Annotated in this window: 16 protein-coding genes and 2 pseudogenes; 11 read left to right on the top strand and 7 right to left on the bottom strand. The window is 63.8% G+C overall.

The features are described 5' to 3' along the window. Positions 1 to 309 precede the first annotated feature (309 nt). The 3 genes from ACIA76_RS42330 to ACIA76_RS42320 form a co-directional block, all read right to left on the bottom strand. A complete protein-coding gene (locus tag ACIA76_RS42330; RefSeq protein WP_397161042.1) occupies positions 310 to 672 on the bottom strand; it encodes a hypothetical protein in 363 nt (120 codons plus the stop codon). Positions 673 to 698: 26 nt separating this feature from the next. Further along, a complete protein-coding gene (locus ACIA76_RS42325) occupies positions 699 to 1,343 on the bottom strand; it encodes a murein transglycosylase (protein ID WP_397161040.1) in 645 nt (214 codons plus the stop codon). Between the two features lie 122 nt (positions 1,344 to 1,465). After that, on the bottom strand, positions 1,466 to 2,368 hold the full coding sequence (locus ACIA76_RS42320) for a hypothetical protein (RefSeq protein WP_397161038.1): 903 nt from the start codon (positions 2,366 to 2,368) through the stop codon (positions 1,466 to 1,468). Between the two features lie 1,390 nt (positions 2,369 to 3,758). Here ACIA76_RS42320 and ACIA76_RS42315 point away from each other — a divergent pair. From ACIA76_RS42315 to ACIA76_RS42265, 11 genes and pseudogenes are all read left to right on the top strand, one after another. Further along, on the top strand, positions 3,759 to 4,631 hold the full coding sequence (locus ACIA76_RS42315; protein WP_397161036.1) for an SGNH/GDSL hydrolase family protein: 873 nt from the start codon (positions 3,759 to 3,761) through the stop codon (positions 4,629 to 4,631). A 384-nt stretch (positions 4,632 to 5,015) separates the two neighbouring features. Then, positions 5,016 to 6,464 carry a hypothetical protein gene (locus ACIA76_RS42310; protein ID WP_397161034.1) on the top strand — a complete coding sequence of 483 codons (1,449 nt, stop codon included), beginning with the start codon at positions 5,016 to 5,018 and terminating at the stop codon, positions 6,462 to 6,464. Between the two features lie 1,170 nt (positions 6,465 to 7,634). Next, positions 7,635 to 7,748, top strand: coding sequence for a peptidylprolyl isomerase (locus ACIA76_RS42305; RefSeq protein ID WP_397161033.1), 114 nt, complete (start codon positions 7,635 to 7,637; stop codon positions 7,746 to 7,748). A 7-nt stretch (positions 7,749 to 7,755) separates the two neighbouring features. Then, the gene (locus ACIA76_RS42300; RefSeq protein ID WP_397161031.1) at positions 7,756 to 8,061 is read left to right on the top strand and encodes a matrixin family metalloprotease; all 306 of its coding nucleotides are present in this window, start codon (positions 7,756 to 7,758) and stop codon (positions 8,059 to 8,061) included. Positions 8,062 to 8,183: 122 nt separating this feature from the next. Beyond that, the gene (locus ACIA76_RS42295; protein WP_397161029.1) at positions 8,184 to 8,855 is read left to right on the top strand and encodes a hypothetical protein; all 672 of its coding nucleotides are present in this window, start codon (positions 8,184 to 8,186) and stop codon (positions 8,853 to 8,855) included. Positions 8,856 to 10,171: 1,316 nt separating this feature from the next. After that, positions 10,172 to 15,424 (top strand): type I polyketide synthase, encoded by a 5,253-nt coding sequence (locus tag ACIA76_RS42290; protein ID WP_397161027.1) that lies wholly within the window; start codon positions 10,172 to 10,174, stop codon positions 15,422 to 15,424. Next, positions 15,424 to 16,404, top strand: a complete 981-nt coding sequence (locus tag ACIA76_RS42285) for a spirocyclase AveC family protein (protein WP_397161025.1) — start codon at positions 15,424 to 15,426, stop codon at positions 16,402 to 16,404. The genes ACIA76_RS42290 and ACIA76_RS42285 overlap by 1 nt, the downstream gene beginning before the upstream one ends. Continuing rightward, positions 16,401 to 17,810 (top strand): NAD(P)/FAD-dependent oxidoreductase, encoded by a 1,410-nt coding sequence (locus ACIA76_RS42280; protein WP_397161023.1) that lies wholly within the window; start codon positions 16,401 to 16,403, stop codon positions 17,808 to 17,810. Before ACIA76_RS42285 ends, ACIA76_RS42280 begins: the two co-directional genes overlap by 4 nt. Before the next feature lie 33 nt (positions 17,811 to 17,843). After that, entirely contained in the window at positions 17,844 to 18,104 is a 261-nt protein-coding gene (locus ACIA76_RS42275) for a helix-turn-helix domain-containing protein (RefSeq protein ID WP_397161020.1), read from the top strand. Positions 18,105 to 18,282: 178 nt separating this feature from the next. Beyond that, positions 18,283 to 18,636 (top strand): annotated as a pseudogene (locus tag ACIA76_RS42270) (LLM class flavin-dependent oxidoreductase); the annotation flags it as partial. A gap of 200 nt (positions 18,637 to 18,836) precedes the next feature. Continuing rightward, on the top strand, positions 18,837 to 18,956 hold the full coding sequence (locus tag ACIA76_RS42265; protein ID WP_397161018.1) for an isochorismatase family protein: 120 nt from the start codon (positions 18,837 to 18,839) through the stop codon (positions 18,954 to 18,956). A gap of 226 nt (positions 18,957 to 19,182) precedes the next feature. On the opposite strand, the gene ACIA76_RS42260 is transcribed toward ACIA76_RS42265, so the two are convergent. The 4 genes and pseudogenes from ACIA76_RS42260 to ACIA76_RS42245 all read right to left on the bottom strand — a co-directional run bounded on the left by ACIA76_RS42260 (position 19,183) and on the right by ACIA76_RS42245 (position 22,988). Further along, positions 19,183 to 20,223, bottom strand: a complete 1,041-nt coding sequence (locus ACIA76_RS42260) for a methyltransferase (protein WP_397161016.1) — start codon at positions 20,221 to 20,223, stop codon at positions 19,183 to 19,185. Positions 20,224 to 20,761: 538 nt separating this feature from the next. Further along, entirely contained in the window at positions 20,762 to 21,256 is a 495-nt protein-coding gene (locus ACIA76_RS42255) for a phosphotransferase family protein (RefSeq protein ID WP_397161014.1), read from the bottom strand. Positions 21,257 to 21,285: 29 nt separating this feature from the next. After that, positions 21,286 to 21,678 (bottom strand): annotated as a pseudogene (locus ACIA76_RS42250) (hypothetical protein); the annotation flags it as partial. After that, a complete protein-coding gene (locus ACIA76_RS42245; RefSeq protein WP_397161012.1) occupies positions 21,675 to 22,988 on the bottom strand; it encodes a helix-turn-helix domain-containing protein in 1,314 nt (437 codons plus the stop codon). The pseudogene ACIA76_RS42250 and the gene ACIA76_RS42245, both read right to left, overlap by 4 nt. Positions 22,989 to 23,100: the final 112 nt, after the last annotated feature.

Below are 23,100 nucleotides of genomic sequence, written 5' to 3'. Positions count from 1 at the left end.
CTGCGCCAGTGGATCTCGAATAGACAGGGAAAAGCGAATTCAGTGATCAGTGAACCGCACAGGAATGCCGCTCAGCGGCAGCATGATTGGATTTATCCGTGCAATCGGATGGCTGCCCCGGCGGATTCTGGCATAGATCCAGAAGAAGAACGATCGACGCGGTAGTCGATCGGCGAACCCAGAGCCGGGCCCGCCCGTTTGTTGTCTGGACGGGGGCGGGCCCGGTCGGGTGCGAGGACCGTCTGCGGTAGATCCTCGCTACCTTCCATCCTCACCTGCGCGGGCGCCGGTGAGGATGGAAGGAGTCTGCTACTGCGGGCAGCCCGAGGTGGTCGGGTTCACCACGCACAGCGGCAGGGCGCTGCCGGTGCCTGTTCCCGCGCTACCGGTCGCGGTCGTTCCGGCGACGTTGCCCGCACCGGAGACAGCACCGCTGAGCGATGAGCCGGACGCCGAACCGGTCTCGGTCGCAACGGTGTCCGCGCCGGTCGCCTTGGGGGTGCCGGCGCTGCCGGACAGGATCTGGCCGAGCAGCACCGGCAGGCCGGGCGCGGAGCCGGTGCTCACCGGCGGCTGGGCCGGGGTGGTCTCCGCCGAGGCGAGCCCGGCCGCGCTCATCGCCAAGCCTGACGCCGTCACCACGGCGGCGGTGAACATACCGAACTTGTTCATGGTTTTCTCCTCATCAGGTGGTCCGGTTACTTGTCGTAGCCGATTGCGGCGCTACGCACTTGGTCGACGTAGACGGTGGAGTGGTTGTAGGCCAGCACGGCTCGTCGCCAGCCGCGGGCGGTGGCCAGATCACCACCGGCCGCGCAGAGATAGCGGCCCGCGGCCAACGCGGCGTCGTCGATGTTGTCCGGACTGCCCGACAGTTCCTCGGCCTCAGCAGGTCTGGCAGTTTCCAGGCTGCGGGCGAGGCTGCGGTAGTCCGTCCTGGCGCGCACGCCCCAACGTCTCCACGTGTCGGGGATGAACTGGAACGGCCCCATCGCACGGGCATACACGGTGCGCCCGGCCTGGCGGGTGGCGGCCGGGTCAACGATCGCTGCGTTACCGCCGGTGCCGTTCAAGGCGATACCGCGGATCGGTGGCCGCACCGCACCATCGACTGCGGTGCTCGCGCCACCGAATCGGCCGTGATCGCTTTCCACCCGGGCGATTCCCGCCAGAGTGGTCCATCCGAGGTGACACGAGGGCTGCGCCTTCGCTATCACCACCGTGGCGTATCCATACGCCCTCAGCGCACGGGCCGGGACGCCGTATTTACCGGCCCGCACCTGAGCCCAGTCGCCGAGCGGGTCGAGGGTGCGGTCGACCGCGTCGAGCCGGACCGCCGGCACCGGGTCACCCGGACCGGGTGGAGCGGGCTCGGCGACCCGTCCCGCTGCCCCATCACATCCGGCAACCATCACCCCGAGAATTGGAAGCAACAGGGCCAGAATCAGTTTCCGTCGCGAATCGCTCATCGACATGGGCGGGGTTGGGTCGTGGACGGCTTCGCCGTGGTGGTCGACGGCTGCGCGGTCTTGGTGGGTGGATGCGCGATGGTCGACTCCGGCGACGACGGTGTCGCCGACTTCTTCGCTGTCGTCGCCGGGGCGCATTGCGGCGGTGTCGAGGCCGGTGGTGCAGGCGTCGTCGGTGTCGTCGGCTTGGTCGGACGCGACATCATCGACGAAGCTGTGGTCGTGGTAGGCGGCGGGGCGACGACAGTGACGGTGGTGGTGGCCGGATCCTGGATGGGATTCACCCCGGGCTTCGCTGTGACCTGCGCCGATACGCTCGCACTCGCGGTGGCGCTCACGCTCACCGAGACACTGGGCCGAGATGTCGGCGTATCCGCGGCTGTACTGTGCGTACTGGATGCGTCGGCGGCCGGAGCTGGGGCTGGATCAGTCGTCCCGTCTCCGATGGTCGGCGCCGGTTCATCAGTGCCGACCTCGATCGTGGTAACCGGCTCACCGGCACCGCTGTCGCCCGTCCCGGCATCGTCCGGAACGGCGACATCCCGCGGCGTGTCCGTGCCACTGACGACGTCGCTGGCGCGTAGCTGCTCGATTTCGGCGGAACGGTCTGCCCCACTCTGCGTTTCGTAACTGTCCGAGGCGGCGAGCACATTCCCGGCCCGGTCGCTGCGACCCGATTCCGCGATAACAACCGCGATAACAGCGGTGATCACCACCGCGGTCGCCGCCGCGTGTGGCAGATACCGCCGCACCTCACCCGAGGCCACCTGCACGCGAACACGCGACCACAACCGCCGCAGCGACGGCATCCTGCCCGCCCGCTCCTTGCCGGCAAGGCTCAGGACTTCGGTCGCCTCCGGATCGCGGTCGGATCTGTTGTTGTCCAACGGTTCCACCAACTGCCGCCTTCTCCTCCGCCACGAGCAGCGGCAGTCTTGTGGACTGCGCAACCCACTCATCGGCTCTCATAGGTACGCACCAGAAAACGCAGGCATCGTTGAGCGCCCGCATATTTCTGGATTGGTCATGGTCGACCCGAAGAACGAGACCCGGTCAGTAACTGGCGACGGATGAGCGCCTTCGCCTAACCGCGTCACACCGTCTTCTCAGCTGTTCCTCAGGTCCTTGACGCGAGCAAGACTGTGCAGGACACCCGACCAACACGCAACCCCCTGCCCACGTGCGAGCCAATAACCGGATAGACCGAGTGACGGCACAGCAATCACGAAACGGTAGCCGCGCCAGGCAGATTAACTTCCAAATGAACGTACATAGCGAATATCGAGCGACCCTCGTCACCGAGCACCCCAGCGGGAGCGGAATCACCGGCCTTGCGAAGACCAAACACTCTGCGCGCAAACACCTTTCGCACTCAACAGATCTCGATCGCAAGGACAGATCCCACCGCTCAGTGACACAAATTGTCCCAGTCCGATCCGCGGGCACAGCGATCCGTCGTCACTACTGAATACACAGAGATCAACTTGCTCGTTCCGATCGCGAACTGATAGTCGGTCACACCCGATGCTGAGGGCGTCTCGCTCGATCAGTCCACCAGAAGGGCGGTGTTCCTCGGGGGCCACGCCCAAGACGACTGCGGCGCGATGCGTGGTGAGGCTGGCAGCAATTCGATAATGATCAGCGATAGCCCCCAACCCGTTCGGGCCCTATGCGGATTCGTGCGTCGACGAAGAGAACGATCACCCCTTCAGTCATCGAGATTTCACCGAAGATAGTGCATGTTGCACAATAACTCCGGTCTCGGATGTAGCAAACCGTCTGAATCTCTTGGCCTACTTGATGTTTTCGTTTCCGCACGACCTGCAGCGGTCGGTGTCACCAGTGGCAGGACTGGCACAATTTGTGTTACTCCGAGTCGCATGCGTTCTCGCGGCTGAGTCCGTTGGGCAGCAAATGCGCTGGTTGTCAGCATGTTTCGTTTTCATGGCGTGAACAGTGTCGGCTCCGTTCGAGCGGGACAGGTGGCGGTCGCTGAACGATAGCCGCGCTCCGGGCAATTCGTATGATCACGGTTTCTTGGCGTGATATGGACGATTGCTGTTGCATCACCGAATACGGCCGAGTGCTTGTGTGACTCGCTGGCCGGATTTGCGAGCTGGTCATCTGTCCTGCACAGTCTTGCTCGCATCGCGGATCTGAGGAACACCTGAGGAGACGGCGTGAAGCGGCCAGGCCGTCGGTCGTTTCCCGTTGGTTGTCCGCGTCGTTGGCCAGAGGGGTGGTGGCACGTGCCTGCCGTTCCTGGAATTCCGTTCGAGGAAAGTTGTGATGAGGAAGCTGAGTTCGTCGCGGTCCCGCGTGGCCGTTCTGTTCGCGGTCGCGACCGGGGCGGTGTTGTCTGGTGCGCCTGTCGCCGAGGCCGCGAGTGATGGTTATGTGGCCCTGGGTGATTCGTACACGGCGGGGCCGAATGTGTTGCCGCCGGATCGGACGGCTCCCTCGGGCTGTGCCCGGTCGCTTGCGAACTATCCCCATCTGGTGGCGTCCGCACTCGGGCTACAGCTGGACGACCGCAGCTGCACCGGTGCCAAGACCGAGAATGTCACCGCCACAGCACAGTTCCCCGATCAGCCTCCGCAGATCACCGCACTCTCCCGCACCACCAAGGTAGTGACACTGGGTATCGGCGGCAACGACAACAACACCTTCCGCGACGTGGTCGCAGCCTGCATCGCCGCCGACAGTGCGACTCCGGTCGGCACGCCGTGCAAGGACACCTACGGCTCGACCTTCGTCGACAACATCCACGCCGACGCACCGGTGATCGGTGCGGCGATCGCCAGGATCCACCAGACCGCCCCGGCGGCAAAGGTTTTCGTCGTCGGATATCCCGACATCCTCCCGCGGAACGGTGGCTGCTACCCGCAGGTCCCCATCACCGACGGTGATGTCGCCTACGTCGACGGCATCGAAACCGAACTCAACACCGTGCTGCGCGACCAAGCGCAACTCCACAACGCGACCTTCGTCGACACCTACACGCCCAGCCTCGGCCACGACGCCTGCCAAGCCGCGGGCACTCGTTGGATCGAACCGATGACGCCCGGCGCGGACGCGGCGACCTTGCACCCGAACGCCGCCGGCATGCGTGCCGATGCCGTCGCGGTGACCGCGGCGATACGAAACGCCAGACCCGCATGACCCGGTGATCTCTGGCTGCTGCCTCTCCGACTCGCGGTGACGCCGATAGATCGATACCGCGTCGATCTCGGACCGACCGCACAGTCGACGATTGGTTCACGTGCCCAACCGGGCCCGAGGGACTTCACCGCGGGGCTATCGCCGTGCGGAGCGACTCGTCACTCGAGCAGAAGGCAAGACACGAGAAGCGCTTGCATGCGGCAGTTGATTCACGGCGACTACACCAAGGCCGCCGCCGACACAGGAAGTGGAATGACCCCACGACATACATGCCCCCCTGGCGTAAACCGCGCCTCGGGTCCAGGCAGCACGCGTCCACCATCGTCGCAAACGAAGAAGGCACACCAGCAACGTCGTCGACGACGGCTGGGTGCGCTGACAGCGATGATCGTTGCTGCGCTGTCCGTAGGTTTGGTGGCTCCGGTCGACGCGTCCGCGCGTCGGATCGGTTCCTACGACGTCTACGGAGCGATCGAGGCCGAGTACGACCAAGCCGGCGGGTTCAAGCTCTTCGGAAATCCGACGAACGCGGAATCGGACGCTGCGCGTGGAGGTCGCTGGCAGGCCTTCGAAAAGGGCAGCTCGATCTACTGGCACCCCAACGTGTCCAAAGGCCACGCCAATCAGATCGGTGGCGCGATCCGGGACAAATGGCGCGATCTCAATTGGGAGAACGGCACCCTCAAATATCCGACGACCCGAGAGTCGGCCGCCCGTAAGCCAGGGCGCTTCAACCACTTCGAGGGCGGTTCCATCTACTGGTCGGGCAATACCGGAGCGCACAGCAGCTGGGGCCGGATCCGCGACAAATGGGGCGACAAAGACTGGGAGAACGGGCCGCTCGGGTTCCCCGCCACCGACGAGTTCAAGGCGAAGAACAACGGCGCCGGACAACACTTCGAAAGCGGATCCGTCTACTGGTCAGGCAACACCGATGCACACAGCAGCTGGGGTCTGATCCGCGACAAATGGGCCGAGAAAGACTGGGAGAACGGGCCACTCGGCTACCCCTCCACGGACGAGTTCAAGGGCAACAACAACGGCGCCGGACAGCACTTCGAGGGCGGGTCGGTCTACTGGTCGGGCAATACCGGCGCGCATTCGGTGTGGGGAATGACCCGCGATCACTGGGCCCAAAATGGCTGGGAAAATAAGCAGTACGGATACCCGACCAGCGACGAGTACAAGAACCAAGACTACGAAGACGGTTACCGCCAAGACTTCCAGGGCGGTGACATCCAGGTGGTGGACATGAAGGTGCCCGCCTACGGCTACAAGGGAGATCCCGCTGTGACCGCCCGGGACGGCGGCGGTGCCCGCCCATCGGCGACCACGCCGCCAAATGCGAGCAGCACGAAGCCGGCGACTCCTGAGGGCACAACGTCGGCGACTCCGGACGAGAAGGGCACCCCCGGCACCAGGACACCGGTCCGGCCGACACCGCCCGCGAGCATCATGCCCACGACACCCGGTATGCCGCAGCCAGACCCGGGAGTCACGTCACGAACTTGGCCGTTCGGAGACTTCTGCGTCCTCGGAACATACGGCGGCCCAGGTGGAGGATGTAGATTCGGCGACGGCGTTTCCTGGAAAGATGCGAAATGTATGGCGGCGGTCGTAGTCGCCGCAGGCTCGCTTGTTGTCCCAGCTGCGAAGATTGTTCAATTCAGAAAATTTGTCAAAGCTATGGGTGGCGCCCGAGAAGTCGTCGAGCTTTGGCAGGGAAGAACCTCCGAAGAACGGGCGGCCACGTGGGCGGCAACTGGGCAAATCTCGCTCAGCGTCGCCTCGGAAATCCTCGGGATCGACAGTATCGTAAAGCATTGTCGATAGATTGGACGGTCGAATGTACTATCTTTCTTCGATATTGTACGTTGGCGCTGGGCTTCTGATACTCGTATCCGCGGTCGCCGTGTTATGGAGAGGTTGGCAAAAGAAGAGAGCGCGAACGGCTTCTGACTGTGTTGAAAAAAACACCTACCCTTGGATGGACGACACTGCGTCGTATGAATTCCTCATACCCCCGGTGGTGGGAATTCTCGCCGGCGCGCTCGTATGGATGGTCCATGGCGACGTGAGGGTGCGCGACATATTTTCTTATCCTCTCGTATACTCCATGGCTACGTGGTGGGTTTCGTGGGGCTTCGCGAGGGGGAGAGTGTCACGACGTACCGAGGCCATCGGATACTCGACGTACGTCGTTATATGTACGGTTATCTCCTGCCTTGCCCAGGGAAGCTGAGCCGCAGGCTACCAACGATCTCACCGCCGAACCGAGCTCATTGCCTCTGCAAGGGCGTTGACGAAGGCGTCGACGCCGGGTGGTGGTGCCGAAGGCGCGCATCCGGCGCACCTCGCCTATGAATGGCCGCAGGAATGACGGGACGGGATCACCCGTCCCGTCATTCCTGGACGGCACTACGCGTGTCGACGAGTCCGGCTTCGGTGTGGGAGTGGTTTGAGCTGTTGTGCGTGCGGGGTGGCCGGTGTCGCTCGGTGGCGGGCTTTTCTGGCCCAGTGGGTCTATCGATGTCGGAGGGTCACGCCGCAACCTCGGCCGTTCGGAGACTTCTGCGCAGTCGGAACATACGGCGGTCCGGTGTCGGCGGCACCCCAAATCTGACTCTGGCACACATCGGGGGGAGCGCCAACCGACCCAACGAACGCACGCATTTGCCGCTGGGCGCGCGTTGGTCAATCGTCCAAACTTATTGACTGACAGTGCTTCCCAACGCGCGCTACCGAATTGCGGGCGTAGACAGTCGCGGCGGAGGTTGTAGGTGTCGGTGCCGGATGACAACGACCGCGGTGCTCCTGGTAGCTCGGTGGTGCCCGTGAGCAGCGCCAGCCTGTTCGTGAATGCTCGGTAGCGCGTCTTGCGTGGAAAGCCCGTCTCGGCGAATCGTAACGACGTCGTGGGTTGTGGTGGGACGATGTACCCGCAGCAGACCGGCCGTCGGAGGCAGCGGCTGTCTCCAAATCTCTTGAGATGGAAGGTAGCTCATGGCTGTACAGCTCTACACCACCTTGAGAACCAATCAGGGCGACATCGAGATCCGGCTGTTTGAGAACCACACCCCCAAGACGGTCAAGAACTTCGTCGAGCTGGAATTCTAAAGGCAGTGTGAATGTAGCGGATGTGCAACCTACGCCCGGATCCCCTGCCTCTTTCCCTCTTGTGGATGCGAATGCTGGCGACGCTGGTTGGGTCGGGCTCTACACGCCGCATGCCGACATCAAATTCAACGTCTATTATATGGACAACAAAGATTACAATGATGAAATGGACAAGAACGTCGCTCTGCACGAGATGGGGCACGCCCTGGGCCTGAACCACAGTTGCGATAAGAACGTCATGTTCGCCAGAGTCACTGAACAGACTAAATTCGGTCCTATCGACAACAGTGCCTACAAAGCAGCGTGGGGGTAGCAATGCACTCGACCATCAAACAAGTATCTTCGCGGGTCATCACCCTGGTAGCCGCAACGATAACAGCAGCGGTCTTAGTAGGATGCAGTGAGAACACTCGAGCGCCGGAACCATCAGGAAAGATGGTTTACGCCTCCAGCGACTTGGTTTTCAATCCTGGCGACCATGAAGCGGTCGCCGGGTGGGCCGATGCCATCTTCGTCGGAACTGTTGAAAAGCACTTGAGCACGCTGGGGCGCGACCCTAACACGCCGGAAACTCAATTCCGAGTCTCAGTGGTGAACCAGCTCAAAGGCAAATTACCTGCCGAAGTCGTGGTCAACCAGTACGGTGGTATTACAAGTAACGGCGACACCGTCATCTACAACCGCATGCCGCTGCTCAACGCGGGGAAGACCTATCTGTTCATCGCGCGCTTCTACGCCGAGAAGAAATGGCTTACCATAGCGAACGGAGTCGGCGCGCTCGAGCTCGCCGGCCGGGACGCCGATGCTGCAAAGCTGCGTAACCTCGATGCCGAACCGGAATCGGTGAAACGCATGCGTGAGTCCATCGCCCATCAAAAATCCTTCGCAGACGAAGCGACACGCCCGAAATTGCCCGACCCCGCAAGCCTTCCGTCCGAGGTAACCGGCATAGCTACCCCGCCGGAGACCCCGCGTAGTACACCCACTCCGAAGCCCTCCGGGGGCGTTACCCCGACACCCACCACAAGCCGCCAACCGGCCACCACAACCCCCGGTAGTCGCTCGCTGTGTCACTGTGACGGAAGTTCTTACCGGTGCCATCCATAGTCGGCGTGCTCGCATACCCCCTTGATGTCACGAATGTGCTGGTGACGGGCGGGCTCGGACGGCGGGATAGCCAGCACGATCTTGCCCGGGTCGTGGACAGCCATCGGCTTGCGCCATGGCCTCAACTGGTCCGATAAACCTCTGATCAACCCGGTTTTCTCGGCAGGTCGTTTCTTTGGGTGAGACGGGGCCCTGGTGAGGACATTGGATGCTTCGGCTGCCCCTGCCCGGGCCCACAGGCGGGGGCAGTATCCGTTCCCGGACGGTATCGATGTCACGGTGGGTACGACCCACTCCCGCAGGGTGAGTGGACATCTCGGATGTGCGCAGGCATGGGCGGAAGCGTAGGCCGCGCCTGCAACCGCCACATTCCACTCCACATTCCGAGACGTCTCGCCAGCACGAATTCCAGAATGGAGCGCCGCAGATTTCCGGCCGGACCACCGAGGTAGCCGCGCCACGCACAGGCGCAACGCCGACAGCGAATCAATGCCCAGCATCGCCATCGAGGTGGGCGCAGTGATGTGGCGGCTGGCAGAGAGGGCGACACCCATGGACCGGCACGGCGCGTCACGATTTCGGCATCGTTGGAGAAGTTAACGACATCGTCATGTTGTGGCTACTTCAGCAAGAGCCAACCGATCCCTATTTACGAGGGTGTACTGAATTGTTGCGGAGTTTTTGGCTCGCTTTGAAACGCTGTTGAAGTGCGACATAATTGTCGGTTGCTGGTCGACGTGCCGCAGGTCGGGTGGGTGTAGGCGCATCTGTTCGGGTGAGCATGCCGTCGCGAAAAAGTGATGACAGGGCGGTTTGATTGACCAGGTCATAACCGTATTGCTTAGAGCTGTAAAGCGACTCCAAGCAGCCAATTCGAACCCGATCAGTCAAGCGCAGCTGGCCTACGCAAGGTTCGGGTTAACGACATCGTCATATTGTGGCAATTTGAAATAAGAACCAACCGATCCTTATTTAGCCTTGCGAGGGACCGCTGAACTGTTGCGGAGTTTTTGGCTCGCTTTGAAACGCTGTTGAAGTGCGACATAATTGTCGGTTGCTGGTCGACGTGCCGCAGGTGGGGGTGGTGTAGGCGCATCCGTTCAGGTGAGCATGCCGTCGCCAAAAAGCGATGACAAGTCGGCTGGATAAGGGATCTTGTTGTCAACCTTGGTAGCGATTGAAGGTTTAATGGTGCTATCCTTCTGTCTCGGCACTTCGAGCGTAGATTGCTCATCTTGCCGTTTAGGAAGTACTTTCTGTGCGCGCAGCGCAGCGCGAGCCACGTAATTGCGCTATTCGACAGCCGTCGGGCTGCCATGCGCCCGCGATCGGAAGGTGACCTTATGTCTGCGTCTGCAGCGGTACCTATTGCGGTGGTCGGAATCGGCTGCCGATTTCCCGGTGGAGTGAGTTCGGCGAGTGAACTGTGGCAGTTGGCGGCTCACCGACGGTCGACCGTCGGGCCTGTTCCGCCGGACCGGTGGGACGCGGACGGGTTGGCCCGGTTACATGATCCGGAGTTGGCTGGCCGCGCAGGCAGGGGGTGTTTCCTCGACGGTGATGTCTGGGCGTGGGATCCACAGGCGTTGTCGGTCGCCCCGACCGAGCAGGAGTGGGTGGACCCCCAGTTCCGGGTGTTGGCCGAAACCGCTTGGGAGGCAGTCGAACACGCCGGGATCCCGGTGGGTCGGCTGCGGGGCACGCGCACCGGTGTGTACATGGGCACCTATGCGCCGGACAACCTGATGCGTGATGCGCGCCCGGTGGAGAACACACCCAACAGTGCGTATCTGTTCGGCAATTTCACTGCCTCGGCGGCCGGGCGGGTGGCATTCGCGATGGATCTGCGTGGCCCGTCGATGGTGGTCAGCACGCATTGCTCGTCGGGCCTGGTCGCGCTCGACACCGCCTGTGGCGCACTGACTCTCGGTGACTGCGATACCGCGCTCGCCGGTGCGGTCCTGCTGATGCTGTCACCGTCGACGCACTACTGCGAGGCGCCGTTGCTGTTGTCACCGCGGGGCGCTTGCCACGCGTTCGACGTGCGCGCTGACGGCTACGTGCGTGGGGAGGGTGCCGCGGTGGTCGTGCTCAAGCGGCTGGCCGATGCCCGCCGCGAGGGCGATCACGTGCTGGCGGTGATCCGGGGGTCGGCGGTCAACAACGATGGGCAGTCGACGCGGTTGACAGCCCCGTCCACGGTGATGCAACGCGAGCTGTTCTTTCGCGCGGTGGACAAGGCGCAGATAGACCCTGGGGAGGTAGGCCTGGTCGAGGCCCACGGTCCGGGGACCGCGGTCGGTGATCCGGTCGAGTACAGCTCGATCGACGCGGTCTACGGCCACGGCCGCGGCCGCTGCGCGCTGGGGTCGATCAAGACCAATATCGGGCATTCCGAGCCGGTCTCGGGGCTGGCCGGGCTGATCAAGACGGTGGAATGCCTGCATCGGGGACTGATACCGCCGAACCTCAACTTCCAGGAATGGAACCCCTCGATTCCGCGCGACACCGAGTCACGTCTGTTCATCCCGACCGAACTGACACCCTGGCCGGTGCCCGAGCCCGCACGGTTGGCTGTGGTGTCCTCCTACGGCGTGACCGGCACGAACGCCCACGTGGTCGTCGAAGCCGCGCCGACTTCGACGCTACGACCACGCCGAAGCACTTCGGGCGCACTGGTATTCACTGTCTCCGGGGCCTCAGCCGGTGCGGCCGCTGGCGCGGCGGGACAGGTGGCCGAGTGGCTCGCCGCCGACGGGGAGACCGAGCTGCTGGATCTGGCGCACACGCTGGCGCTGCGCCGTTCGGCGACCGAGCATCGGGTATGTGTGGTGGCCGCCGACCGGGACCAACTGATCGAGCGGGCACGCGCGTTCACCGTCGGGGACGAGGCCGAGGGAGTGGTGTCGGGGGTAGCGCGGTTGGCGCCGGATCATCCGGGGCCGGTGTTTGTGTTCACCGGGCAGGGCTCGCAGCGGCCGGGGATGTGTCGTGGCCTGCTGGATGCGGACCCAGCGTTCGCGGCGGCGATCGCGGAGATCGAGCCGCTGATTGCGGCCGAGGCCGGGTTCTCGGTTCGCGAAATGATCTGTGCGCCAAAGCTTTTGGTCGGATTGGATCGCGTCCAGCCCACACTGTTCGCTGTGCAGGTCGCGCTGGCGCGCACGTGGCGATCCTGGGGCGTGGAACCTGCCGCAGTGATCGGGCAGTCGCTGGGAGAGGTCGCGGCCTGTGTCGTGGCCGGCGGTCTGGACCTGATCGATGGAGTGCGGGTCATTTGCCGACGATCGGCGCTGCTCGCGACGATCTCCGGCGGCGCGATGGCCTCGGTGATGCTGGACGCGACCCACGTCCAAGCCGCTATCGACGCCGCGGACGCCCACGGTGTCACACCTGCGGTACTGACCTCCCCGGGGATCACCGTCATCTCCGGCGACGCCGCCCGGATTGGGGCGCTGGTCGAGCAATGGGACCGCGACGGGGTGGTGGCCAAAATGATCGACGTCGATGTCGCCTCACATTCCCCGCAGGTCGATCCGATCCTCGACCAGCTGCGCGCTGTACTGGCCGACGTCCCGGTCGCACACCCGCAGCTGCTGTTCTTGTCCACGGTTTCCGACGACCCGGTCGCCCTCGGGTCGATGGACGCCGACTATTGGGTGCGCAACCAGCGGCAACCGGTCCGATTCCATGGTGCGGTGTCGGCGGCATTGCGGCAGGGATATCGGTTGTTCGTCGAGTGCACCCCGCATCCGCTGGCGGTGCGCCCGATCCTGGACACCGCAGGCATCGACGGCATCTCCGATGCCGTCGCGGTCGGCAGCCTGCGCGAGGGAGTCGACGACATCACCGCGCTGCTGACCCACGTGGGGGCGATCCATGTCGCCGGGCACCAGGTCGACTGGAGCCGCCGCTACGGCGACGGCGACCTCGTCGTCGACGCCCCCGGCACCTACTGGGAACGCACCCGCCACGGCGGTGACTCACCGGTGTATCGGCTGGTGCACCCAGCGCTGGTCGGCGCCGATCAGCATCCGCTGCTGGGCGGACATGTCACCGATCCCGACACCCCGGATCGGCACCTATGGCAAACCCCGGTGAGCCCCCAGCGGCTGGCGTGGCTGGGTGACCACCGAGTAGCCGGTGTCGCGGTACTGCCCGGTACCGCGATGGTGGAGATGATCCTGGCCGCCGGGCGCGTCGTGTTCGGCGTCGACCGGGTCGTCGCCACCGACGTGCAGATGACACGACCTCTGGTGCTCGAACCGGAACCTGTTGTCACCGTGCGCCTTACCCGCCATGGTGAACGCGCCGATGTCGATATCCTCACCGGTCCCGCCGGCGCGGTCACCGTGCACGCCCACGGATCCGTACACCGCTGCGAGGAGCGCGATACCGCTACAGGCTCGACGCGGGCCGAGGAGGCGGCCGACTGGACGGAGATGGAGCCCGCCGATCTGCATCGGATCTTTCGCGACAAACACGACGTGTACCACGGGCCCGCGTTCACCGCTATTACCCGCGTCCAGATCGACCCGAACGCCGACCGGGTGTTGGCCTCGATGCGCCTGCATGACGATGCCCGCGTCAGCGCGGCAGCGATGCTGCTGCATCCGGCGCTGGCCGATCAAGCTGTGCAGGTCGCCGTCGCCGCGTGGATCGCCCACTATCCTCTCGATGCCGGACCGGTCGTGGTTGCCGGATTCGACGAGGTCCGCATCTACGGCCCTACCGGTCACACGCGGTCGGTGACCGCGTCACTGCGGCGCTGCGACGACCTGGGGTGCGATGCCGACGTTGTACTGGCTACCGTCGACGGCCGCACCGTCGCCGAATTGCGCGGCTTGCGAGTCCGCAACGTCACCCCGCCCGCCCAACGGTTCACCGGCCGGCTAGCGCATCTGGCCTGGGATCGCCAACCTATCCCCGCACCGCGCCGAGCAGCCTCCGACAGCACCTGGTTACTGATAGACACCGACGACTGTTCCTGGCTCCGCGACCTGGCGCGGGAGTTGAAGCAGCGCACCCGCGGCTGCCGTATTCAATCCGCCCAGACCGCCCTGTCTGAGGAGTGCACCGCGGTCGTGGTGGCCATCGGCGGCGATCGGGCCACCGTCGTCGACCCGGCGCGGACGGCAATGGCGGTCACCGCGCAGATGATCCGGCTCCTGCAACACTTGGCCGAGGCGCCACATCCGCCGCGGGTGTGGATCGTCAACCGTGCGGCCGATCCCGACACCTGTCTCGTCACGGCCGGGATCCGCGGCTTGCTGCGGGTGGCGGCCTACGAACACCCCGAGCTGATCCTCAGCAGCATCCACGCCACCGACGACACCACCGACGCTGCGATCGCCGACGAACTACTCGATCATGATCTGCCGATCACCGAGATCGCGCTGACCCCAACCGAACGCCGCGTCGCCCGGGTCTACCGTGGCGCTCCGCCAGATCCGGTACCGGGTACCCAAATATGCTCTGACAGCGCCTATTTGGTGACCGGCGGGCTCGGTGGGCTCGGTCGGTTGAGCGTCGACTGGCTCGCGCGCCGCGGTGCACGTCGCGTGGTCGTATGCGCCCGCACCGCCCTCGACGAGGCCGCCCGTGCCCGCCTGGACCGGCGCGACATCGAACTCGAGGTGGTGACCGGCGACATCGCCGACCCCGCGATCGCTGCCCACGCCGTCGCCGTCGCCACCCGCGACGGAGTGCCGCTACGCGGGGTACTGCACGCCGCCGCGGTCATCGACGACGCCATTCTGGCCAACATCGATGACGCCCAGCTCGAGGGTGTATGGCAGGGAAAAGCAGCGGGTGCCTGGGCGCTACACGAAGCCACCGAGAGGTGCGCGCTGGACTTCTTCGTCGTCTACACCTCGGTCGCGGCCTTGATCGGATCACCCGGACAGGGCGCGTACGCGGCCGCGAACGCCTTCACCGACGCGCTCGTCGCCTGGCGCCACGCCCGCGGACTGCCCGCTACCAGCATCTGGTGGGGCGCCTGGGCCCAAGTCGGGCGCGGCCGGCATCTCCTCGATCGCGGGTTCGTCACCATCAGCCCCACCGACGGAATCGACGCGCTCGAACGTATCCTCACCGCCGGCTACACCCGCCTCGCCTACTCACCGCTCGACCTCGATCGGTGGACCGCCCCCTTCCCGCAGGTGGGGCGATCGACACTGCTGTCAGCGATACTGACCGGTCCCGGCGAGGACACCGCCGATCTGGTACTGCGTGAACAACTCACCACCGCCGCGACGGCCGGGGCCCGTCGCGACATCCTCGAGGGGTTCATCATCGACACCATCCGCGAGCTGCTCGGCGGAACCACCCATCACATCGGCCCGCACACCAGCATGGTCATGCTCGGCCTCGACTCACTTGCCGGAGTTCAACTCCAGCAAAGCCTGCAACGTGCCCTCGGCACCGAGATGAAACCCGGAGTCATCTGGGTGACCCCCACCGCCGCTGCCCTGGCTACCTGGTTGCTCCAACACCTGGGCCTGCACAGCGACCACCCCAACCCAACCCCCGCACCCGAAACGGTCGCCGCCGAAAGCGAGGTTGCGTAGTGACAACCGACATCGCAGTAGCTAAATCCTCTGGTGCACAACGCTTTCCGTGGCGGCGGTATCTGTCGCCGGTGTATTTGTGGGCGGCGTTCGGGGTAGTTGCGCTGGTAGCTCAGGTGGTGGTATTGGGTCGATGGATCGCCGCGGGCAATATTCACGCGACTCCTCGCGACTACGACATCTCCACTGCCCGCATGGTGATCACCTGGACGGAGCAAGGCCTGATGGCCGTCGGCGTCGTCGGGCTGAGCATCTACATGGTGTTCCAGAGTCGGCGGGCCGGGGGAGTCACCTTCTGGGCCACGATCGTGTGGGGCAACCTGTTCACCTGGTGGCTGAGCCCGGTGATGGCCTACGTCGCGCCCTCACCCATCGCCAACCGGTACGCGCTCAATGTGGTCAGCTGGGGCCCCTACATTCCCGGCTGGCATACCCCGCGCCCGCAACTGCACATCGAAACCTTCTTTGCCGCACAGATGTTCATGTTTCCGCTGATCGTGCTGTGGGTGGCGGTACAGCTGGTTTGCCTCAACTACGTCACCCGACGGTTCCCGCGATGGAGCACACTGCGAATGCTGCCGGTCTTCTTCGCCACCGGGATGATCTCCGACTTCGTCGTCGAAGCGTTCTTCGTGCCGATCACCGGTGCCTACGCCTATCCGCGGGCGATTCACGAGCTGTCGCTGTTCGGTGGGCACTGGTATCAGCTGCCGTTGATCAACATGGTCCTGGGTGCCTGCCTGCTCAGCTCTCCCGAGACGTTCATGGTGTGGATCGCCCAACGCCGCAACCGCGTTGTGCATATCTTCCGCGGCTCCGAACAGATGGCCACGCGGGTCCAGGCAACCATGCGTGTGCTGGCAGGGCTCGGCCTGGCCAACGCCGTCATGCTCATCTATACCTCGCTGGTGGGCGCGGTGCCGCTGCTGGGAACCGGAGCAGTGCCCACAGACACTCCTGGATGGATATGGCCGAGATGATGCAGAACCATTATCCGACCGACAGTCCAGCCGTAGTCATCGGCGCGGGCATCGCCGGTCTGCTCGCCGCCCAAGTATTGGCCTGTCATCGCTTTCGGGTGGTGCTCGTGGATCGAGACCGGCTGCCCAGCCAACCACAGCGGCGCACTGGAGTGCCCCAGGGCGACCACGTCCACGCACTGTTCGCCCGCGGACTCCGCGCGGTAGAAGCCCGACTACCCGGGTTCGGGACCGAGCTGTGCCAACGCGGCGGCCAGCGCATCGACGTCGGCCGCGACCTCACTCTGGTCAGCAGACACGGTGTCGGACTGCGGTTTCCCTCCGATCTCGAGGTGATCGGCGCCAGCCGCCCGCTCATCGAGGCGGTGATCCGGGAACGGGTTGTCGCACTCCCGCGAGTTCGCCTGCGCGATCATCATCACGCTGCCGAGTTGATCGGCACATCCCGCCACGTCAATGCGGTGCGGGTACAGGACCGGACAACCGGGCAGCTCGAAGACGTGCCCGCGGCCCTGGTGGTCGAGGCCGGTGGGCGTGGGTCGGCACTGTCCACCTGGTTCACCCAGCTGGGTTGCCCGACGGTGCCGGAGACGATCGTCGACGCGCACGTCGGCTATGCGACTCGCATCTACCGGCGCAATACCCAAGGCCCGCAACGTGATTGGCAGGCATGTTACGCCCTGCCACTGGGCCCGGTCACCACCCGTGGCGGCGTCCTGGCCCCTATCGAGGGCGACCGCTGGATTGTCACGCTCAACGGTGTCGGTCAGGACCGCCCACCGACCGATGACGAGCAGTTCGTGTCCTTCGCTCGCGGCCTGAGTACCCCGCTTATCGCCGATGCCATCGCCAACGCGGAACCGCTGACCTCGGTGCGTCGCAGCAGCACCACGGCCAACCGGCGTAGGCACTTCGACCGCGTCGCAAACCAGTTGCCCGACAATGTGTTCGCGATCGGGGACAGTGCCTGCATTTTCAATCCAGTTTATGCCCAAGGGATGACGGTCGCCGCACTCGACGCCCATCTACTGGACGCCTGCCTGCGCGGCGGGCGCACCGCTGCTAAATACCATCGCAAACTGTCCGCTCTACACGACGTGCCGTGGCTGTTGGCCACCACCTCCGATTTCCGGTTCCCGACCACCGACAGTCCAGCAGACGCCTCGCGACACCGACTGCTCGGCGACTACTTCGAGCGTGTCGTCGCCGCAGGTACCGACGACCCGCTCGCACAGGTCGCATTCCTGAACGTGCTGAACATGGTCCAACACCCGGTGCGGTTACTGAATCCCCGCCTGGCTGTGCATGTCACCCGACACCATCACAGGCCGCGCCGTGCTGGTCCCCGACCAGCGTCCACAGAGTCAGGCACTCACGAAATCTCCGCCGCCCAGGATCACCGATGATCACCGCACCGGGTTGGTCAGGCTGCGGTGGGCATGGTCGATGTGATGGATGACCCGGAAGGTTTCGGCGGTGTGGTTGCCCGAACGGCTCGGCTGCTGGATGAGCTGGGAGCCGACGCGCCCCCGATCGGGTTGGCCGATCTGGTGCGGAAGGTCGGCATTCCGAAGACGACGGTGTGGCGACTGCTGAATACACTGTGCGCGAGCGGGTTTGTCGAGCGGTTCGGGAGCGGTTATGTCGTCGGAAGTCGACTGATGAGGGTAGCGCCACCACGAAGAATGTGGTGGTGTTGACGAACCTGCCGATGCCGCGAATGACATCGCACGACAGCCGTGTCCCCTCCGCCGCTATGGGCGGTGTCGACCACTGGGTGCCTGGTTGCGTGTGCGCCGGGCAGGTGGTGATTCGCCGACGAATTCGTCAGCGGCCACCGTCGCACGCGATGAGGAATCAAATGCGGTCACGGAACGCGTGAAGAAGATTGGGTTCCTCTCCTTCGGTCACTGGTCGTCGACGGCGTACTCCGAGACCCGGACCGCGGCGGATTTCCTGCACCAGTCCATCGACCTGGCAGTCGCCGCGGAGGAACTCGGCGCGGACGGCGCGTACTTCCGCGTGCACCACTTCGCCCGGCAGGCAGGCAGCCCGTTCCCGCTGCTCGCGGCCATCGGCGCGCGCACGTCGAGCATCGAGATCGGCACCGGCGTGATCGACATGCGCTACGAGAACCCGATGTACATGGCCGAGGACGCCGGCGCCGCCGACCTGATCGCGAGCGGCCGACTACAGCTCGGCATCAGCCGGGGCTCACCCGAACAAGTGATCCTACGATCGCTGGAAACCGCCGTTGAACTCACGCGGAACACCAGGGTCAGTACTGGACTGGATCAAACTCGGAATTAACAAACGTGATTCCTGTCGACAAAAGCGCAGTTCAAGAAGTCTCCTCCCCACGCACGTGGGGGTGTACCGGGATCGATCCGGTCCCGAGAAGCCTTGGCACACAACGAATTCTCGTCGCAGACTTGCAGACGAACGTCTGTGTGGAGGCCACGGTGCGGGCCGGGCCGGAACGCAACTACGAGGTCGCTGTCGCCGAGAACGCCGCATCCACCAACGGACCCGACTCCACCACGCGAGCTTGAACTCGATGCGCTCTACGTCGAAGTCGCGCCCTGGCGAGAGCTGATCGCCGACGGCGCCGCCCGGGACCGCGCCTACACGACACCCAAGTACGGGCGCGATCCCCAATATTGGAGCGAACCCATCACCGCCACCTGAACGGAAAGGCGTCGGCCGGGTCCTGCGGTGCTCCCTCGAATGGCGCCCGAGAGATCGAGTGCAGGATCCGGCGCGATCAAGTGCCTGCCGCTACGGCTTGTAGGCCAGGATGATGCTGTTGGTCGTCACCGATTCACACAGGATCCGCTCCACCTTGACGAAGCCGGTGCCGGTCAGCCAGCGGGTGTACTCCTCACCCGAATAGTTCCTGCCGCCCTCGGTTTCCACCAGCATGTTCACCCCGACCAGAGCGGCCCGCGCCGGTCCGGTCCGGTCGTCGTCGAGCAGATCCTCCAGCAGAATGATCATGCCGCCAGAAGGCAACGCGCGGAAACATTTCCCGAGGAGTGCGCGGCCGTGTTCCTCGTCCCAGTCGTGCAGGACCGCGGACAAGCTGATGGTGTCATACCCCGAGGGCAAGACGTCGCCGGCAATGAAATCGCCTGGCTCGGTGGCGATCCGATCCTGCAGTCCCGCGGCGGCGATCTTCTGTGCCGCGATCTCGGCGACGTGCGGGAGTTCGAACACACCCGCGCGCAGTGTCGGCACCGCTTTGCAGGCTTCGATGACCAGCGCACCCGACCCCCCACCGACGTCCAGCAACGCCTCACGATCGGCCAGCCCCGGCAGCACACGCGCCATCACCCGGCCGGTGAAACTGGACATCGAATGCATGGCTTCCCAGAACATCGACAACACGAGCTGATCGCCCTGGTCGAAAACGCTCGACTGCGTGCCGGGGTCCCACGTGGTCGGCCGGTTCGACCGCACAGCGGTCGCAAGCTCCTGCCAACCGGGACAACGGCGTTTGTCGGCGTATCGCACGAAGCCGCCGAAATAGTACGGACGCCCTTCGACCAGGAACGCGTCCGACAGCGGCGAATTACGATAGCGTTCACCATCTTTGGTCAACAGCCCGAGAGAAGCGCAAGCCGCCAGCAGAATGTCGGCGGGCCGGTCCTGGAAGCCCAACTCCTGAGCCACTTCTGCCCGTGTCAGACCTTCCGGGCGTGCGGTCTGTTCGAACAGCCCGACCTCGAGCGCTGCGGCCAATGTCGAGGCCGCCCAGCCGCCCTGCACGATCTGGAATAACGGAATAGGGGTGAGACCTTCAGGAGCGTCCCGGTCCACGACCGATGGATTGGTGCCGATGTCACTCACTCGCCGCCTCCTTGCTCAACAACCGGCCTCAGGCGCGCTGCATCACGAACCGCTGACATCGAGTTGCCCCCTCGCAACAGCCCGGCCGTGAATATTGTCTATACGTCGGACCAGTAACCGAATACGTGCCGACGCTAGCAGATACCACCCTGTGGCACATAGCTTTTCGATACACGAAGAGAACAGGCGAGCCAATGTCTCATGGACGCAAGAACTCTCCCGTAGGCGGCCTGACGAACTGTCATCCGATCTCTGCCCCTACATCGCCCCAGGCATTGCGGAGGCCGTACTCACCGCATGCTCGGTGCGCCAGCCCGGCGGGTTGACCGGTCAGGGCAACAGTCCGAGTCGAGGTGTCCGTGACCGCAGCAACCGCACCACACCGATCCACGACGGGCGACCCTAGCCAGGTAGATGGTGCCGCCCGCCGGCCGCAGGTATCGCTTGCCTAGGGCTGGCAGGAGACGCTGCAGCGGTTCGCCATGGCCAGATCAGCAGATCAACATCCTCACCGATATAGCGTCCATCTGGCCGATGCATCACCGGCGCGGAAGCTTACAAACCGATGTCGCCACTGCTCGAACAACGCCGGATTGGTTTTCAACACCGGCAGTACGCTCGTCACCAACTGGAGCTCGCGGAGCTGGCGTAACACTGAAAAATGCCGCCAACGTAGGATATCCATCCCGTACTCATCGGCCAACTGCTCATGATGACCAGAGTTGTTTCCGAAACGAATCTTACCCACCGCGACAGGAGCCAAGTCCCACTCCCGCGGACCATAGGCTGCCGAATCGAAGTCGCAGATGACCGAACCGCAACCGCTGGGTATGAGATTTCCTACCGAGCTGTCGCCGTGGATCGGGCCAAGGGGTAGAACGTATTCGATCTCGTCGAGTTGTTCTCTAATTTCATCACATTTTCTTCCAAGAAGTGACGATCGCTCGGTGACAGAATGTCCTGCTCGTCGATACGTTCTCGGATTGGACGCAACGGTGTCCATTGAGGCAGGTCGAACGTAGGAGGCGGTAGAGCGTGGAGTCGGCGCAAAATCCTGCCGAGGTCTCTTCCATCGGGCGGGGTGGCCTGCGGCGGCGGAATGACACGGTCCCAAAAGGTGATTCGACGTCCGTCATGGGTCAGAGGTTGAGGAAGGCCCTCGTCCAGTCGAACGGCGGGCATGGCATGATCAGCCAACCAATTAGCGACGCCAACCACCTTCGGCACTCGATCACTGACTACGATTGAGCCTGGTATTCGGACGATGATGGGTGCCGAAGCAAGCTCGTAAACAGCATTGTTGGTGAACTTGATCAACCGCGCTCCGGACGAATCGAGCCCCGCCTCACGGCACACGTCACGCAAAATAGTTGCCGCCCAAGGAACTTCAGCACTATGGGTACCAGTGCCGACAGATTCGGTCATGCAGAAGCCCGAACTGAGTCGATCCTACGCACGAGGTCGACGAACTCTCGATCATCCCCCTGCTCATGTGCTGCCGACCGCAGCGGCGTGAGGCGATCCAGAGTCCGGATCGAGCGGATGGACGTAGCCGACGAGACAGCATCGTTTCCGGTCTGCAGCCCCAGCTCTCGAATCCCCCTTCGCACATAGGAAGTCGCCAAGGCCGTCAACTCGAAGGTGCGACTTCGTGTCATGTCAGGCCCTCGCAGAGCAATCGCCCGAGCCGTGTTTGCTATCGCACCGTCCAACTCGGCAGGTGATGCGTCGAGCAGGGACGCCTGTGCTACTCCAAGGGAGGCGCAGAGGTCGGCTTCGCCGAAGAAGCGAACCCAGTCCGGAGCTGAGGCTAGATCGGCATGGGTGTATTCGTCCTGCGCCCGCAGGAGTGAACGACGCATTTGTGCACGGTCACCAAGAAGCGCGTAGGCCGCGCCTTCGTTGGCGCAGAGCATGCTGACGGTGAGAGCCGAGCCTGAATCCTGCGCTGCTATCTGTCCTAGCTGGAAGAACCTGAGAGCTTCCATGTACATTTCCCGGTGGAGATGTAGCTTACCCATGCAATAAAGAATCTTTGCGACAAGTGTGTAATCGCCTGCCCACCTTGCTTGTTCAAGAGCCCGGAGAAAGTGTCGTCGCGCGACGGTATACATCCCAACGTCGAACGACGTCCAGCCAGCCAAAATATGCAAATCCGCGAGAGCGAGAAGCAAGAGGTTGAAGGTTTCGTCATCACATCTGGCCGCGACAAGCTGTTGTGCCCAACGCACCTGGGCGGCAACGGCATCTCTACAGGCACCGCCACCGTAGCGGGCATCCACGGTCTTCATCGCTGCTGTCAGGGCTCGAATGTTCTTTACGTCAGCGCGCCCGATCTGCGTCGGCGCCGGGGCAGTATCCCGATCGATCGGTTGCCACCAGCGCGCGATCTCATTGACCGACGTACCCATCGTGACGTTGGCCGCCTCGGACAGCAGGGCGCGAACCTCGTCGCGTTCCGATGCGTCGTTCGAGCAAGTGGCGATGGCAAGATCGAGTGCAACCTCTGTGGTCCGGTCGTAGGCAAGACCCATATAACCGCGGGGTATGCCGAGTCCGTCCGCAATCCGTACCAGCACGTCGTAGGCCATGATGCGGCGGCCTTTGCAGAGGACCTCGTATATTTCGGATGCACTCTGACCGGTAAGTCGAGCGATTGCACGTTGCGAAACACCAACACGTTGCAGAAGCTCGTACACCGTCTTCAGGTCACGAGCTGCCAGCGCCCGTCGCATCGCCTGACGCTCCCCTAAGACGGTGTCTCATGTCGTTGATTTCGCCAGTTTCTTGTAGCACGTCAATGCCGCAGCGAGGGTGAGGAAGCCGAGAAAGTGCGTGGCCTTGCGG

It is taken from the genome of Nocardia sp. NPDC051570 (genome assembly GCF_044454005.1).
Classification (GTDB): Bacteria; Actinomycetota; Actinomycetes; order Mycobacteriales; family Mycobacteriaceae; genus Nocardia.
This window is presented reverse-complemented; position numbering and strand designations above follow the sequence as displayed.